Origin of the sequence: Klebsiella sp. R445 (assembly GCF_051131755.1) — a bacterium.
GTDB lineage: Bacteria > Pseudomonadota > Gammaproteobacteria > Enterobacterales > Enterobacteriaceae > Klebsiella > Klebsiella lignicola.
In genome coordinates this window covers 4,833,905-4,850,503 of record NZ_CP180446.1, presented here as the reverse complement: position 1 = coordinate 4,850,503, position 16,599 = coordinate 4,833,905, and the positions used below count along the sequence as shown (strand labels likewise).

Sequence of the window (16,599 nt, the reverse complement as noted above, 5' to 3'; positions counted from 1 at the left end):
TTGAGAAATAACGTCAGCATGAAATATCAGGAGGGCATCAGCCATCCAGGAGCAGGATGGCTGCGTCTCTCTCTAATAGTGTATACGCCATTTTGCACCGCGCATGGTTCTGTGCGACGGGAAAACAAAGGCACAATAATAGCGGGCAGCCGGCGATCGCGACTGCCCGGTTGGCGGGTTAATTAAAAGCGGTAATCCACGGCCATAAAGTAGCGGCGACCTTCTTCCGTGTAGCTATAGTCGTCGCGGCTCAGGTCTTTATCCCCGACGTTCAGCACGCCGGAACGCAGTTTCACGCTCTTCGTCACCTGCCAGGCGGCACCGACGTCAAACATGGTGTACCCTCCCGGCGTTTTTGAGGTGGCGCTGACCGCACGCTGCTCGCCGGTATAATTTGCGGTGACGTAGAAGGACCAGTCATCCAGCGGCGTCCAGTCCAGCGTGCCGTTAGCGGTATGGAACGGCAGCGACTGCAGTGGCTTATCCCCACCGTTGCTGAGATCGCGGCCATCGTTGTAGGTGTAGTTCACCGTCAGCTTCCATTCGTCGCCAAACGGCACTTTCACTTCGGTTTCCACCCCTTTGATACGCGCTTTGTTGACGTTGAAGTAGCGGAATACCGGCACGCGTTTGCCATTGACCGTTTTCCAGCCGACAAAGTTCGGATAGCCCGGCGCTTCGCTGGCGCTGGAAGTACGCAGAATATCGATCATATCGTCGACGTTATTCTGGAAGGTGGTCACGCTGCCTTCCACGCCTTCCAGCAGCCCTTCTTCACCGCGGTAGTACAGGCCAATCTCGAAGCTTTCGCTGGTTTCCGGTTTCAGATCCGGGTTACCAATGATGCTACAGGAGCCACGACAGGAGTTGGTGGTCCAGTCCGGGTTCAGTTGCAGCAGCGACGGCGCTTTAAAGGCCGTTGCCCAGCCGCCCTTCACGGTAACGGTGTCGGTCGCGTTATAGACCAGGTAGGCACGCGGGCTCCAGTGATCGCCGTAGGTCTCATGGTCATCCATACGAATGCCGGTGGTTAACGCCAGCGGTTCGAAAATACGCCACTCATCTTCAAGAAACAGCGCGTACTGGCTGGCGGAAGTGGATTTCCCACCGCTGCTCAGGTTAACGGGGTCTTTCAGCTTATCGTGGCGCCATTCCCCACCGAAGGTCAGCATCTGGTTAATCACCCCCAGCGGCAGCACATATTTACCGTCGATGGCGTTACTTTCGGAGGTGATCGTGCCGTCCTGCCCTGGGTTTTTGTTATCGACTTTTTCGCCGTAGAACTTCAGTTCGCTGTTGCCCATATCCCAGCGGCCATTATGGCTGAGGGAGTAGTTCTGGCGCTCAAGGCGGTTGCGATCCAGGGAGTCAGAATCACGGTCCTGGCGGTCAAAACCGTAGCCGGCCGTGATGTCCTGGTTATCGGTTGGGGTCCAGGCAAACTCGACGTTGCCGTCGCGGCTGGTAAAGCCTTCGATACGTGGCGTTTCGCCCGCGGCGTTGCTGGAGGCCTGCTGATCGTCTTTGGCGCGTTTCGCCAGGTTACCGTAGGCTTTCATGCCCAGCACGCCGTCAATCAGCGGGCCGCCGGTGAAGAACTGGCCGTTGTAGGTATCCCCGCGATCGCGGTGTTCCTGAATGGTGGTATCGGCGCTCAGCGTGCCGGTCCATTTCTGGCCGACTTTTTTGGTGATGATGTTGACCACGCCGCCGAGGGCGTCGGAGCCATACAGCGAGGACATCGGCCCGCGCACCACTTCAATCCGCTCGATAGCGTCAACCGGGACCCAGTTTAAATCGAAATCGTTGTGGCGGAAGACGGCGTTACGAGAGTTCACGCGTTTGCCGTCAACCAGGATCAGCGTGTAGCTGCTGTCAAGGCCGCGAATACTGACGCCCTTGCGGTTGTCGCCTTCGTTGGTGAGCTGTACACCAGGCACATCACGCAGAACATCTTTAAGGTTCTGAACCGGGCGGCGCTGTAAATCCTGCTGGGTAATGACGCTGATACTGGCCGGCGCATCCTTCACGCTCTGTTCCGTCGCCGCGGCGGTGACCACCAGCGTTTCTTCATTGACTTCGGCAAGGGCCGGAAACGCCAGCGATACGACGGATGCGCACAATCCCGCCCGGACAAAAGGGTTTAACCTGAACATTCCATATCTCCATGAGGTTCATAACGAATCAAACAAAAGGTGCAATTAACACGTACAGTCGGCGCACTGCTCATAGGCGGCGCGCGCGGAATAGTTTTACCGTTGACGTGGCTGGTCACCTCTTGCCGGCGGTTATGGCCTGCAAGCTATGGAGATTGGCTTCATCCTGAATATGCGAGGATGATAAAGATAATGATTTCCATTATCAATAAAATTATGGAGAATTGTATCAGTTTGTAAGTTATGACGAGCGTAAAAAAACCCTCTTATAAAAGAGGGTTTTATCACCACTGCCCCGCGTTTTGCCGGGCGTTAGCCTTTAAAGCGCTGCGGGAACTTCATTTCGCTATAGCGGACGAAACGGGTGCCTTTTGCCAGCTTGTAACCAAACCAGATCACCAGGAACAGCGGAATACCGATATAGGTTGCCGCCACACCGCCCCAGTCAATGGTATCTTTCAGGAACGCTTCATAGTTCTGGCCCAGGGTAATGATCAGGCACAGCACGAAGGCGAAGATCGGCCCCAGCGGGAAGAATCCTGAACGATATGGCAGGTCGTTCAGATCGTGACCCTGCAGCACGTAGCCGCGGCGGAAACGATAGTGGCTGATGGCAATCCCCAGCCAGGCGATAAAGCCCGTCATGCCCGAGGTGTTGAGCAGCCACAAATAGACGGTCTGGTTACCGAACATCGAGCTCAGGAAGCACAGCCCCGCAATCACCGTCGTCGCATACAGCGCATTGCGCGGCACGCCGCCACGGGAGAGCTTTGAGAAAATACGCGGCGCTTTACCATCACAGGCCAGGGTATAGAGCATACGCGTTGAGGCATACATTCCCGAGTTACCCGCCGACAGCACCGCCGTCAGGATGACCGCGTTCATGATTGCCGCCGCTGACAGCAGCCCCGCGTGCTGGAACACCAGGGTGAACGGGCTGACGGAAATGTCTTTCACGTCGTTACGCAGCAGGCTTGGGTCGGTATACGGAATGATCAGGCTGATGATCAGAATCGCGAACACATAGAACAGCAGGATACGCCAGAACACCTGCCGCACCGCGCGCGGAATGTTCTTCTCCGGGTTTTCAGACTCACCGGCCGCAATGCCGATAAGTTCGGTGCCCTGGAACGAGAAGCCGACAATCATCGCCACGCCGATCATCGCCGCGAAACCACCGGCAAACGGCGCATCATCGATCGCCCAGTTGCTCCAGCCCGCAGGCTCCGCACCTTTAAAGATACCGACGATCATCATCACGCCGACAATAATAAAGATAATGACGGTGGCAACTTTGATCAGCGAGAACCAGTATTCCGCTTCGCCAAACCCTTTCACCGAGATCCAGTTCAGCAGGAACATAATCCCGAGGAACAGCGCGCTCCAGATCCAGCCGGGGGTATCCGGGAACCAGTAGCTCATCACCAGCTGTGCAGCTACAAGGTCAACGGCAATGGTGACGGCCCAGTTGTACCAGTAGTTCCAGCCCAACGCGAAGCCAAAGCCTTCTTCAACGTAGTTTTGACCGTAGGTCGCGAAGGAACCGGAGACCGGCATATATGCCGCCAGTTCGCCAAGGCTGGTCATCAGGAAATAGACCATCAGACCGATTAAGATATAAGAGAGCAGAGCGCCGCCTGGGCCTGCCTGAGAAATCGTTGCGCCAGATGCAACGAAAAGACCTGTACCGATGGAACCGCCGATTGCGATCATGGTCAAGTGGCGCGCCTTTAATTCACGGCGTAAGCCGGGCGCTTCTGTGGTTTTAGTATCCGAAACCATGTGAAAATGCTATCCATCCAAAAAACGAGGCGCGATTGTAGCAGACGATCCGGGTTCTATCCGGTACAAATGCGAAGTTATAAGAGAGCTTCATGATCGATCATAAATTATTAGTAAAGCACTAATCCCCGGAATTGCCAGCGATCCCCCCTCGCTCCCTCACGATAATGAAGCCATACCTGGCCGGTGATTTACACCTGGCAGTAATGCAGAAAACGTTGTAATGCCTTGGAAATATGCTTTTGCCGATGGTGAATCCGCCACAGCGTGCGGGTCAGATTCGGCAGCGGCACCGTCAGCTCCACCAGTGACCCGACCTCCAGTTGCTCGGCGATAACCCGCCGGGAAAGGCAGCTGATGCCAAGTCCGTGACGCACGGCGTGCTTGATAGCCTCCGAGTTCCCCAGCTCCATCCCCAGATGAAATGCTGGCAAATGCGACAGCAGCAGGTAGTCGACGATCTCGCGCGTGCCGGAGCCATGCTCACGCAAAATCCACGGCGCTTCTGCCAGACGTTGCAACGTGACCTCGCCCTGCAGCAGCGGCGAGTCCGGGGCGGCGAACACCACCAGCTCATCTTCCAGCCACGGCTCGGCAATAATATCTGCCGCATGGCAGGGACCTTCGATAAGCCCGATGTCCACCCGCAGATCGGCGACCGCATTGATTACGTCCTGGCTATTCCCCACGCTCAGCTCGAGAGGCAGGTCGGGAAAATCGCGACGGTAGTGGGCGATGATCTCCGGCAGGATATAGTTACCGATGGTGCTACTGGCATAAACCCGAATCGCGCCGTTGTCGCCGCGAAACAGTTCTTCTATCTCGATGGCGCGCTCCAGAAGCGCTAACGCCCGCGGGTAGAGCAGCCGCCCGTGTTCGTTCACCACCAGCCGCTTCCCTACGCGGTCGAACAACTGCACTCCTAGCTGCCCTTCCAGATCGGTCAGGGCGGCGCTGACCGCCGACTGCGACAACGCCAGCATCTGCGAGGCCTGGGTGGTTGAACCGCTCTTAAGCACCTCAGCAAACACTTCCAGCTGTCGTAACGTGATATGCATAACTCATCCTGCCCGTCTTCCAGCGCGAGTATCCGATAACCCGACGTAACCTGGGGAAAATAACATTCTGGACCGCGAAAGTCCGTATTTACCACTTATTCCGATTGATTATAAATATATAATCAATTTTATTTTTAAACCAGCGCGGCGTAACCTTTTAGCCAGACAAAGGAGAAGGTTATGACAGCATTCACTTTACCGACTAAACATCGCACCTTGTGGCACTTTACCCCTGGACTGGCGCTCACCGCCGTACTGACCGGCGCCGCGCTGTGGGCAGGCAGTTTTTCCGCTATCGCGGGCGCCGGTTTCAGCGCGCTGACGCTGGCCATCCTCTTCGGTATGGTTATCGGTAATACGATTTATCCTAAGCTCTGGCAGTCCTGCGACGGCGGCGTCATCTTCGCCAAACAGTACCTGTTACGTCTCGGTATTATTTTATACGGTTTTCGCCTGACCTTCGCCCAGATTGCCGACGTGGGCGTCAGCGGGATCACCATTGATGTGCTGACATTGACCAGCACCTTTTTTATCGCCTGCTTCCTCGGGCAGAAGATTTTCGGTCTGGACAAACATACCAGCTGGCTGATTGGTGCCGGCAGCAGCATCTGCGGTGCGGCGGCGATTCTGGCAACCGAACCGGTGGTGAAAGCCGAAGCCAGTAAAGTGACCGTAGCGGTGGCGACGGTGGTGATTTTTGGTACCCTGGCCATCTTCCTCTACCCGGCGATGTACCCGATGCTGGCGCACTGGTTCACACCAGAAGCCTATGGCATCTATATGGGGTCGACCATGCATGAAGTGGCGCAGGTAGTTGCTGCAGGTCACGCCATCAGCCCGGATGCGGAAAACGCGGCGGTGATTGCCAAAATGCTGCGCGTGATGATGCTGGCTCCGTTCCTGCTGTTCCTGGCAGCACGGGTGAAACAACTGGCACCGGAAGGTCATGGTGAAAAAAGCAAAATCACCATTCCGTGGTTTGCCATCCTGTTCATCCTGGTAGCGGTGTTTAACTCCTTCCACCTGCTACCAAAAGCGGTCGTCGACATGCTGGTCACCCTCGACACCGTGCTGCTGGCGATGGCGATGGCGGCTCTGGGACTGACCACTCACGTTAGCGCCCTGAAAAAAGCCGGTGCCAAACCGCTGCTGATGGCCCTGATGCTGTTCGTCTGGCTGATTGTCGGTGGCGGCGTTATCAACCTGGGGGTTCACAGCCTGATGGCATAACCCCAGCACCTGTCCATCATCATTCATTGATGTAACTCTTCAGTTAAGCCGCTATCATTACCCTCCCCCCAGCGGCTTAACTGGAGTTTTTTTATGAAATATATTGGAGCGCACGTCAGTGCCTCAGGCGGGTTGGCCAACGCTGCCATTCGCGCCGCCGAGATTGAAGCAACGGCTTTCGCGCTGTTCACCAAGAACCAACGCCAATGGCGAGCCGCTCCGCTGAGCGACGAGACCATTGCTGAATTCAAAGCCGCCTGCGAAAAATACCGCTTTGGTCCTGGTCAAATCCTGCCCCACGACAGCTACCTGATTAACCTCGGTCACCCGGTGGCCGACGCGCTGGAAAAATCCCGCGATGCCTTTATTGATGAACTGAGCCGCTGCCAGCAGCTCGGGCTGACGCTCCTCAATTTCCATCCCGGCAGCCACCTGCAGCAGATCCCGGAAGACGAGTGTCTGGCGCGTATCGCCGAGTCGATTAATATTGCGCTGGCTAAAACCGAAGGGGTCACCGCGGTGATTGAAAACACCGCCGGCCAGGGCAGCAACCTCGGATTTAAGTTTGAACATCTCGCGGCCATCATCGACGGTGTCGAAGATAAATCCCGCGTCGGGGTGTGCATTGATACCTGCCACGCTTTTGCCGCCGGTTATGACCTGCGCAGCGCCGAGGAGTGTGAGAAGACCTTTGCTGACTTCGAGCGCATTGTCGGCTTCCGCTATCTGCGCGGCATGCACCTTAACGATGCCAAAAGCGCCTTCGGCAGCCGCGTTGACCGCCACCACAGCCTCGGTGAAGGCAACATTGGTCACGACGCGTTTCGTTGGATCATGCAGGACAACCGGTTTGACGGCATCCCGCTGATTCTGGAAACCATTAACCCGGATATCTGGGCGGAAGAGATTGCTTGGCTGCGGGCGCAGCAGACGGAAGAAGCTTCAGCCTGATTATCGCCGCTCCCCTTCGAGGGCGCAGACCAGCAGGATCAAAAAAAGGGCCGAACTATCGGCCCTTTGCTTTTTTGTTTTAGCGGTTCATCTGTCGACGACTCAGGCCGCTTTTTCGACTGCCTGAACTTCCGGACGTTTCACCACGGCGTAAGACAGACCGGCCACCAGGGTACCGGCGATAATCGCCAGCAGGTAACCCAGCACCGGGGTAATCGCGCCAGGGATCAGTAGCACAAACAGACCGCCGTGCGGCGCCATCAGTTTGGCACCAATCGCCATGGAGATGGCACCCGTCACCGCGCCACCAACGATACAGCATGGCAGGACGCGCATCGGGTCACGGGCAGCGAACGGAATCGCCCCTTCAGAGATAAAGCACAGACCCAGTACCAGTGCCGCTTTACCGCCTTCACGTTGACCCTTATCAAACTTATTACGGGCAACCAGCGTCGCGATACCCATCGCCAGCGGTGGCACCATACCGGCAGCCATAATGGCCGCCATCGGGGCGTAAGTTTGGGTACTCAACAGGCCAACACCGAAAGCGTAGGCTGCTTTGTTCACCGGGCCACCCATATCGGTACACATCATTGCCCCAAGGATAGCGCCCAGCAGGACGGCGTTCGCCGTACCCATCGTTTGCAGCCAGTGGGTCAGGCCTGCCAGAATGCCGGCAACCGGTTTACCAATCAGGTAGATCATCGCCAGGCCGACGATCAGGCTGGAAACCAGCGGAATGATCAGGATCGGCTTCAGCGCTTCCATGCTCGGCGGCAGTTTTAATTTGGTGCTGATCAGTTTTGCAACGTAACCGGCAAGGAAGCCGGCGATGATCCCGCCGATAAAACCGGAACCGCCGCTGACCGCCAGCATACCGCCGATCAGGCCCGGCGTCAGGCCAGGACGGTCAGCAATCGAGAAGGCAATAAAGCCTGCCAGTACCGGCACCATCAACGCAAAGGCTGAACCACCGCCAATCTGCATCAGCGCGGCTGCCAAAGTATCTTTGACTTCAAAGGCTTTGATACCAAAGGCGAAGGAGAGCGCGATACACAGACCGCCGGCCACCACCATCGGCAGCATATAGGACACGCCGGTCAGCAGGTGACGATAGGCGCCGCCACCCTCTTTCTTCGCCGAGTCAGCCTGCTGGCTGCCCTGGCCCGAAGGCTGGTACGGTTTCGCTTCCACAACCGCTTTATCCAGCTCCTGCGCGGTTTTCTTCAGCGCCAGGCCGGTGGTTGTGCGATACATCGGCTTACCGGCAAATTTCGCCAGGTCCACTTCAATGTCGGCAGCCACAACGACCAGATCCGCCTGCGCGACTTCTTCTGGAGTAATCGCATTGCCGGCGCCCACGGAACCGCGGGTTTCGACTTTGACCCACCAGCCACGTTTTTTGGCTTCGGTTTCAATGGCTTCAGCCGCCATAAAGGTGTGCGCAACGCCGGTCGGACAGGCCGTAATGGCCACAATGCGTTTTGCACCGCCGGTTGCCGCCGGCAGCGCCGCCGTGGCCGGTGCGGTATAGGTGGTCGCATGACCTTTTGCTTCGCTGAGGAACAGTTCAGGGTGTGCCACGGCGCGATTGATATCACCGAGATACACCTGCTTACCGTTCAGCGAGCTGTCGGCCGGCAACGCGGTACCGAGGACGATCGCCAGTTCGGCATCGTTCGGGTTGTCTGTCAGTTCAAGGTGCGCTTTAGTCGCGGCGGTGCTCAGCAGGGTTTTCGCCATATAGGCGCGGGCCTGGCCAAGTCCGGCATCAATAATCAGCAGCGTTTTCATTATGCCTCTCCTGCTGTTAATTAAAGGGTTTTAAGTCGACGCGCGCCATCATTGCGGCCAACTGGGTACGATCGGTAATACCAACATTGCTCTGGCTGACCGCCAGTGCCGCCACGGCGGTCGCCAGGCGTAAAGTATGTTCACTGGATTCACGCATCAGCAGACCGTAGATCAGGCCGCCTACCATGGAATCGCCGGCACCCACGGTGCTGACCACTTCCACTGAAGGCGGTTTCGCGATCCATTCCCCGGAGGCGTTAACCCACAGCGCGCCCTCTTCGCCAAGGGAGATAACCACATGGGCAATCCCCTGCTCGCGCAGCGCATGGGCCGCGTCAATCACATCTTTCATGTCCGGCAGCTTGCGGCCAGCCCAGATTTCCAGTTCGCGACGATTCGGTTTCACCAGCCACGGCGCGGCTTTCAGACCGGCGACCAGCGCTTCACGGCTACTATCAAAGATAATGCACGGGCACTGGCTGCGCAGGCGCACCATCCAGTCGGTGAAGGCTTCCGGGCTGACGCCGGACGGCAGGCTGCCGCTGACGCAGACCATATCGAACTGACCCAGCCAGCTCAGAGAATCATTAACGAAGCGTTCCCAGTCGGCCGGGGTGACTTCAAAGCCGGAGAAGTTAAAATCGGTCACTTCGCCATCTTTTTCCGTCAGCTTGACGTTGATACGGGTACGGCCCTGCACCACCTGGAAACGGTTGGCAATGCCCAGCTCGCTGAACAGCTGCTGAAAACCATCCTGATTGTCTTTGCCGAGGAAGCCCCCGACGGTGACGTCAATGCCGAGATCTTTCAGCACTTTCGCCACGTTGATGCCTTTACCGGCAGCATGCAGGCCGGTGGTACGAACCAGGTTCACTTCGCCGCGTTCAATTTCCGGCGTAAAACCCACCAGGTCATATGCCGGGTTTAAAGTAATTGTTGCTACACGTCTGCTCATTTATGCGCCCTCCCCAAGGCCTGCGGCGATCGCTTCGCCAATCGCATCCAGCGCTTGTTGCGCATCCTCACCCTGCGCGGTAAAGCGCAGACGGTGACCTTTCTTCACACCCAGCGCCACGACTTTCATCAGGCTGCGGCCGTTGGCCGGCTTGCCGGAACCATCGAGGTTAGTGACGGTAATGTCGCTGGAAAATTGTTTGATGGTGTTCACTAACATGGTGCCTGGACGGGCATGCAGCCCGTGCTCATTACGCACCACAAATTCGGCGCTCAGCACGTCGTCGGCAATGGCGTCATCGCTGGTCAGCAACGCCAGCAGGGTTGCGCCATCGGATGTCAGCAGACGGTCAGCTTTTTTGTCGATCAGCAGATTGCTCAGGCGGTTCAGCACCGCAGTAGGCTGTTCATCGGCCATCGCCACGGTGATCAACAGGGAAACCGGCTGCTCATCGCTGGTAAATGCGTTGGCGGCACGACTTACCGCAACCGCGCTGCGCAGGTTACCTTCCGCGCTGTCGTTCAGCCAGATGCCCTGACCAAGGTTCAACGGCTTGTCATTAATGGTGCGGCTGACAAAGGACGCGTCAACGGCGCCGGCTTCTTTCAGACGCGCGGCGTTCAGCGCCTGTAAGGTCATCAGGTCGCTGGCGACGATATCGAGGCTCAGCGTGTCGTTATCCAGTTTCAGCACTTCGCTCTGCTTTTCACCCATCAGCAGGGCGCGCAGCTCTTCAGCGGTGGTCGCTGACTTAAGCTGCTCGGCCACCGAATCATCGCTTAGCACGTGCGTCAGCTGACGCAGCAGACCGAGATGCTCATCGGAGCTGGCGGCAATGCCGATTGCCACGTAGGCGGTCTGCCCTTCGCCCCAGGCCACGCCCTGCGGGAACTGATAAACCTGTACGCCGGTTTTCAGCACCTGGTCGCGGGTGTCGGTCGTCCCGTGTGGGATAGCAATGCCGTTGCCAAGGAAAGTGGAGGTCTGCTGCTCGCGAGCCAGCATCCCGTTGAGGTAACCTTCCGCCACGTTACCTGCGCTGACCAGCGCGGCTGCAACCTGACGAATTGCCTCTTCTTTATTACCGGCCTGCTGGCCGGGATGAATATCCTGCACAGATAACTGGAACATGGTTCTCCTCTCCTGCTGAGTTGAATCGTTTCAGCTGCTTTGAGAAAAAAAGCGCCATCTTCCTGACAGAGATATTCCCGATGACGCTGAAACGTTTCAATGAGTCTGTACCTTTCTTACCCACCGCGCAAGTTCTGTTAGCATCCTGATAACAGAATTTAGAGCTACTGCACATTTTTGCTGAAGCCATGGTCTGGAATTTAGCCCGGCTTCAGCATTTTGCTGAAGCGCCTAATTTGAAACTGCTTTTTATTTTTTGATACCATACTACTGTTCATTTTCTGAGGCGCGGCGTAAACTCCGCTGCTCTCACCCACACAGATAGCCGCACATGCAAAACAGTAGCACCGCCCTCCCTCGTCGTGGGTTCGATTTAACCTCCTCAGCCTTCCTGATTGTCGCCTTCCTGACGGGCATTGCAGGCGCCCTACAAACGCCGACCCTGAGCCTGTTCCTGACCAATGAGGTGCATGTCCGCCCGGCGATGGTTGGCTTCTTTTTTACCGGCAGCGCGGTCATCGGGATTATGGTCAGCCAGTTTCTCGCCGGACGCTCGGACCGCCAGGGCGATCGTAAGCAGCTCATCGTCGTCTGCTGTATGCTCGGGATCCTCGCCTGCCTGCTGTTCGCCTGGAACCGCAACTACTTTATTCTGCTGTTTGTCGGCGTGTTCCTCAGCAGCTTCGGCTCCACCGCCAACCCGCAGATGTTCGCCCTTGCCCGTGAACATGCCGATAAAACCGGCCGTGAAGCGGTGATGTTCAGCTCGATTCTGCGCGCCCAGGTCTCCCTGGCATGGGTTATCGGCCCGCCGCTGGCCTACGCGCTGGCGATGGGGTTTGGCTTTACCGTGATGTATCTCTGCGCCGCCGTCGCCTTTGTGGTCTGCGCGGCGATGGTCTGGTGGTTTCTGCCCAGCATGCGCAAAGAGAAACAGGCGGTGGTGGGCCATCTGGAAGCGCCACGCACCCACCGTCGCGATGCGCTGCTGCTGTTCAGCGTCTGCACCTTAATGTGGGGCATTAACAGCCTGTACATTATTAATATGCCGCTCTACATCATTAATGAGCTGCATCTGTCCGAGAAGCTGGCCGGCTTGATGATGGGGACCGCCGCCGGGCTGGAGATACCGACCATGCTGATCGCCGGCTATTACGCGAGGCGCTTTGGTAAGCGTTTTCTGATGCGCCTCGCGGCGGTGGCGGGGATCCTGTTTTACGTCGGTATGCTGCTGGTGGACACCCCGGTGTTACTGCTGGCGATGCAGGCGCTGAACGCAATCTTCATCGGCATTCTTGCCGGGATTGGCATGCTCTATTTCCAGGACCTGATGCCAGGCCAGGCCGGTGCCGCCACCACGCTGTATACCAATACCACCCGCGTTGGCTGGATTATCGCCGGTTCACTGGCCGGTGTAGTGGCGGAAATCTGGAGCTATCACGCGGTATTCTGGATAGCTCTCGGCATGGGCGTGGCTTCGCTGGTCTGCCTGTGGCGGATTAAAGACGTTTAAGGCGCGGTGCTCGCTTCGAGCTGCAAAAGATAGGTCATCGCCGCCTCACGGCTGGTCGAGCACATCTCGCGCGCGGGCTGGAGGCTGGCGCACACTTTTGGCCTTAATGGCGAGGTAAAGATGTTGCACAGGTTGTCGGACGACAGCTGAACACAGCGGGTGTTTGCTGGTTTGCCGTCAGGCATTCCGGGGATGGGCGATGAGATGGAAGGGGCGATACAGCAGGCACCGCAATCGATACGACATTCCATAATGATTCTCTTGATGTTGCGGTTCACGGCTCAGCCTAAACGTTTTATCCGGAGATAGCAAAACTCGCGAATTCCTCTTGCCTGAAAGGCCCGGCACGAGTAGTTTTACGCGATATTTTTTGAACCGTTAAGTCACAGGATTACTGCAATGCCAAGAGCGAATGAAATTAAAAAAGGTATGGTGCTGAATTACAACGGCAAGCTGCTGATTGTGAAGAATATCGATATTCAGTCACCGAGCGCCCGTGGCGCAGCAACGCTGTACAAAATGCGTTTCTCTGACGTACGTACCGGCCTGAAAGTGGAAGAGCGCTTCAAAGGCGACGATATCGTCGATACCGTGACCCTGACCCGTCGCTTCGTTGACTTCTCTTATGTTGATGGCAACGAGTACGTGTTTATGGATAAAGAAGATTACACGCCGTACACCTTCACCAAAGAGCAGATTGAAGAAGAGCTGCTGTTCATTCCGGAAGGCGGCATGCCTGACATGCAGGTTCTGACCTGGGATGGCCAGCTGCTGGCACTGGAACTGCCGCAGACCGTGGACCTGGAAATCGTCGAAACGGCACCGGGCATTAAAGGCGCTTCCGCCAGCTCACGCACCAAACCGGCGACCATGAGCACCGGCCTGGTGATTCAGGTTCCGGAATACCTGACCACCGGCGAGAAAATTCGTATCCATATCGAAGAAAGCCGCTATATGGGCCGCGCTGACTAACCACCTCCGGCGCCGCACAGTCCCCATAGCAAAAAGGACAGCCTCAGGCTGTCCTTTTGATTTCCCGGGTGCTGAAATTACAGCAGTTCCGGGTATTTAGTCATCTTCAGCGCCAGCTCAACGCCGCGTACTTCCGCCATCCCTTTCAGACGGCCAATCGCCGAATAACCTGGGTTAGTTTTCTTACGCAGATCGTCCAGCATCTGGTGACCGTGATCCGGACGGAACGGGATCGGACGCAGATCGCCGGCGCGTTTACGGCGCAGCTCTTCGCTCAGAATCGCATTCACCACCGCCACCATGTTGACGTCACCGGTCAGGTGCGCCGCTTCATGGAAGGTTTTTGGGTTCTCTTCGCGGCAGGTTGAACGCAGATGCGTAAAGTGGATACGGTCGCCGAAGGTTTCGACCATTTTCACCAAATCGTTATCGGCACGCACGCCGTAAGAACCGGTACACATCGTAAAGCCGTTGTTGATGCTGTCCACGGTCTCTTTCAGCCACTGCATATCTTCGATGGTCGAGACGATACGCGGCAGGCCGAGGATCGGACGCGGCGGATCGTCCGGGTGAACGGCCAGCCGTACGCCCACTTCTTCACACACCGGCACGATGGCCCGCAGGAACACGGCCATGTTATCGCGCAGCTGCGCTTTATTAATATGATCGTATTCCGCCAGACGCGCGCGGAACTGGTCGAGGGTATAGCCCTCTTCAGCGCCCGGTAAACCGGCAATGATGTTACGGGTCAGCTTGTCGATTTCCGCCGCGCTCATCGCCGCAAATCGGGCCTGCGCCTGGCGCTGCTCTTCTTCGCTGTAATCTGCTTCGGCTCCGGGACGCTTAAGGATATGCAGCTCAAATGCCGCAAAGGCGATTTGGTCAAAACGCAGCGCTTTCGAGCCGTCCGGCAACTGGTATTCCAGATCGGTACGCGTCCAGTCGAGAATCGGCATGAAGTTGTAGCATACGGTATCAATCCCGCAGGCCGCGAGGTTGCGAATGCTCTGCTGGTAGTTGGCAATCCAGGTCGCACACTGCCCGCTATGGGTCTTAATCTCTTCGTGTACCGGAATGCTTTCAACGACTGACCAGGTCAGCCCTTTTTCCGCCAACAGCGCCTTCCGCTGTTGAATTTCTTCAACCGGCCAGACCTGACCGTTAGGAATATGGTGCAGTGCGGTGACAACTCCAGTTGCGCCCGCCTGTCGTACATCATCAAGCGATACCGGATCGTTCGGTCCATACCAACGCCAGGTTTGCTCCATCGCTATGCCCTCTCAAAGTTGTTATACCAATAATCTCAACGTCAATGACGACTACCATACATGCTTATTGTAAAGGATCAATGAATCCCGCTGGATTGATTGATCCAGCTCACACTAAGCGGATAAATACGGCTTACCAATTTAATTTGTTGTCATATAACTTTACACTGACCTTGTTAATCATTGGTTAATCAGGTGTATAAAGAATGACGACTATTGCGACAGCTACGCTGCCAGAAAACGTGCAACTTCCTCAGTATGATCGCAGCCAGCTGCGTTCGCGTATTGTGCACTTTGGTTTTGGCGCCTTTCACCGCGCGCACCAGGCCCTGCTAACGGATCGGGTACTCAACGCCGGTGGCGGAGACTGGGGGATCTGTGAAATTAGTCTGTTCAGTGGCGATAAGCTAATGAGCCAGCTTCGCCAGCAGGACCACCTGTTCACCGTGCTGGAAAAAGGGGCCGCAGGCAATCAGCCGATTGTCGTGGGCGCGGTTCACGAATGCCTGAACGCCAAACTGGACTCGCTGCCCGCCATTATTGAGAAATTCTGCGAGCCGCAGGTGGCTATCGTTTCGCTGACCATCACCGAGAAAGGCTACTGCATTGACCCCGCGACGGGTTCACTGGATTTGACACAGCCGCGGATTATTCACGATCTGGAAAACCCGACGCTGCCGCAGTCGGTCCCGGGCATTCTGGTCGAAGCGCTGTCGCGCCGTCGTGAACGAGGCCTGGCGCCGTTTACAGTGCTCTCCTGCGATAATATTCCTGATAACGGCCACGTCGTTAAAAATGCCGTCCTCGGCATGGCGCAAAAGCGCAGCGCGGAACTGGCGCAGTGGATTGCTGAACACGTCAGCTTCCCCGGTACCATGGTGGACCGTATCGTGCCTGCCGCCACCGACGAGTCGCTGGCTGAAATCCGCGCCGCGCTGGGGGTAGAAGATCCTTGCGCCATCAGCTGTGAGCCGTTTATTCAGTGGGTCGTCGAAGACAACTTCGTTGCCGGTCGCCCGGCGTGGGAAACCGCCGGCGTGCAGATGACCGACAATGTTCTGCCGTGGGAACAGATGAAGCTACGGATGCTCAATGGTAGCCATTCGTTCCTTGCGTATCTTGGCTACCTGGCAGGCCACGCGCATATCAGCGACTGTATGCAGGATGAAGTCCTGCGCACCGCCGCTCGCCGCTTAATGCTTGATGAACAGGCGCCGACGCTGACCATCGAAAACGTTGACCTGACGGCCTATGCCGACAGCCTGATCGCCCGCTTTGCCAACCCGGCGCTGAAACATCGCACCTGGCAAATTGCGATGGACGGCAGCCAGAAGCTGCCACAGCGCATGCTGGACGGCATTCGCGTGCATCTTGAGCGCGGCAGTCAGTGGCCGTTACTGGCGCTTGGTGTCGCCGGCTGGATGCGCTACGTCAGCGGCGTGGACGATGCCGGTCAGGCTATTGATGTTCGTGACCCGCTGGCGGAGAAGATTCAGGCCCTGGTCGCCGGCAGTTGCGAGGAGGAGCGTGTTAACGCCCTGCTCTCGCTGGAAGAGATCTTTGGCCGCGATCTGCCGCGCAATGCGCAGTTTGTCGCTGACATTAGCGCCGCCTGGCACCAGCTGTCGGTTTCTGGCGCTCGCCAGGCCATCGCTACGCTAGTGCAGATTTAACAATTTCTGCTGTTTAGCGGGCAGAATTTTTTTCTGCCCGCCCTTCCTCTTCTCTTTTCGTCATTTTTTCGTCAGGATAGTCGTAACTGTTACAACATTACATTTGCGTCCTGGAG

The 16,599-nt window shown here is 56.8% G+C and carries 13 protein-coding genes; 5 read left to right on the top strand and 8 right to left on the bottom strand.

The features are described from left to right. Window positions 1–182 precede the first annotated feature (182 nt). From cirA to yieE, 3 genes are all read right to left on the bottom strand, one after another. Window positions 183–2,156 (bottom strand): catecholate siderophore receptor CirA, encoded by a 1,974-nt coding sequence (gene cirA / locus ACMYSN_RS22885; RefSeq protein WP_174507842.1) that lies wholly within the window; start codon window positions 2,154–2,156, stop codon window positions 183–185. 312 nt (window positions 2,157–2,468) lie between these two features. Then, entirely contained in the window at window positions 2,469–3,938 is a 1,470-nt protein-coding gene (lysP, locus tag ACMYSN_RS22880; protein WP_462496272.1) for an amino acid permease, read from the bottom strand. A gap of 191 nt (window positions 3,939–4,129) precedes the next feature. Beyond that, a complete protein-coding gene (gene yieE / locus ACMYSN_RS22875; protein WP_434669859.1) occupies window positions 4,130–4,996 on the bottom strand; it encodes a DNA-binding transcriptional regulator YeiE in 867 nt (288 codons plus the stop codon). A gap of 180 nt (window positions 4,997–5,176) precedes the next feature. On the opposite strand from yieE, the gene ACMYSN_RS22870 reads away from it, so the two are divergent. Next, entirely contained in the window at window positions 5,177–6,226 is a 1,050-nt protein-coding gene (locus ACMYSN_RS22870; RefSeq protein ID WP_462496271.1) for a YeiH family protein, read from the top strand. Between the two features lie 93 nt (window positions 6,227–6,319). Beyond that, window positions 6,320–7,177 carry a deoxyribonuclease IV gene (gene nfo, locus ACMYSN_RS22865; protein ID WP_123755159.1) on the top strand — a complete coding sequence of 286 codons (858 nt, stop codon included), beginning with the start codon at window positions 6,320–6,322 and terminating at the stop codon, window positions 7,175–7,177. A gap of 102 nt (window positions 7,178–7,279) precedes the next feature. Here nfo and fruA read toward each other — a convergent pair whose 3' ends face one another. Genes fruA through fruB form a run of 3 tightly spaced genes read right to left on the bottom strand, consistent with a single transcriptional unit; the run spans window position 7,280 to window position 11,057 of the window. Continuing rightward, complete coding sequence (gene fruA / locus ACMYSN_RS22860; protein ID WP_462496270.1) at window positions 7,280–8,971, bottom strand: PTS fructose transporter subunit IIBC; 1,692 nt, start codon at window positions 8,969–8,971, stop codon at window positions 7,280–7,282. Between the two features lie 16 nt (window positions 8,972–8,987). Next, the gene (gene fruK, locus ACMYSN_RS22855) at window positions 8,988–9,926 is read right to left on the bottom strand and encodes a 1-phosphofructokinase (protein ID WP_123755161.1); all 939 of its coding nucleotides are present in this window, start codon (window positions 9,924–9,926) and stop codon (window positions 8,988–8,990) included. Beyond that, a complete protein-coding gene (gene fruB / locus ACMYSN_RS22850; RefSeq protein WP_123755162.1) occupies window positions 9,927–11,057 on the bottom strand; it encodes a fused PTS fructose transporter subunit IIA/HPr protein in 1,131 nt (376 codons plus the stop codon). 331 nt (window positions 11,058–11,388) lie between these two features. Between fruB and setB the strand changes: the two genes are divergently transcribed. Then, on the top strand, window positions 11,389–12,570 hold the full coding sequence (gene setB / locus ACMYSN_RS22845; RefSeq protein WP_462496269.1) for an MFS transporter: 1,182 nt from the start codon (window positions 11,389–11,391) through the stop codon (window positions 12,568–12,570). Here the strand turns inward: setB and ACMYSN_RS22840 are convergent. Next, window positions 12,567–12,821, bottom strand: coding sequence for a YkgJ family cysteine cluster protein (locus ACMYSN_RS22840; RefSeq protein ID WP_123755164.1), 255 nt, complete (start codon window positions 12,819–12,821; stop codon window positions 12,567–12,569). The genes setB and ACMYSN_RS22840 overlap by 4 nt on opposite strands. Before the next feature lie 148 nt (window positions 12,822–12,969). On the opposite strand from ACMYSN_RS22840, the gene yeiP reads away from it, so the two are divergent. Then, the gene (gene yeiP / locus ACMYSN_RS22835) at window positions 12,970–13,542 is read left to right on the top strand and encodes an elongation factor P-like protein YeiP (protein ID WP_039079953.1); all 573 of its coding nucleotides are present in this window, start codon (window positions 12,970–12,972) and stop codon (window positions 13,540–13,542) included. A gap of 77 nt (window positions 13,543–13,619) precedes the next feature. Here the strand turns inward: yeiP and uxuA are convergent, their stop codons facing one another. Then, window positions 13,620–14,810 carry a mannonate dehydratase gene (uxuA, locus tag ACMYSN_RS22830; RefSeq protein ID WP_123755165.1) on the bottom strand — a complete coding sequence of 397 codons (1,191 nt, stop codon included), beginning with the start codon at window positions 14,808–14,810 and terminating at the stop codon, window positions 13,620–13,622. Between the two features lie 206 nt (window positions 14,811–15,016). Between uxuA and ACMYSN_RS22825 the strand changes: the two genes are divergently transcribed. Next, window positions 15,017–16,483, top strand: coding sequence for a mannitol dehydrogenase family protein (locus ACMYSN_RS22825; RefSeq protein WP_462496268.1), 1,467 nt, complete (start codon window positions 15,017–15,019; stop codon window positions 16,481–16,483). Window positions 16,484–16,599: the final 116 nt, after the last annotated feature.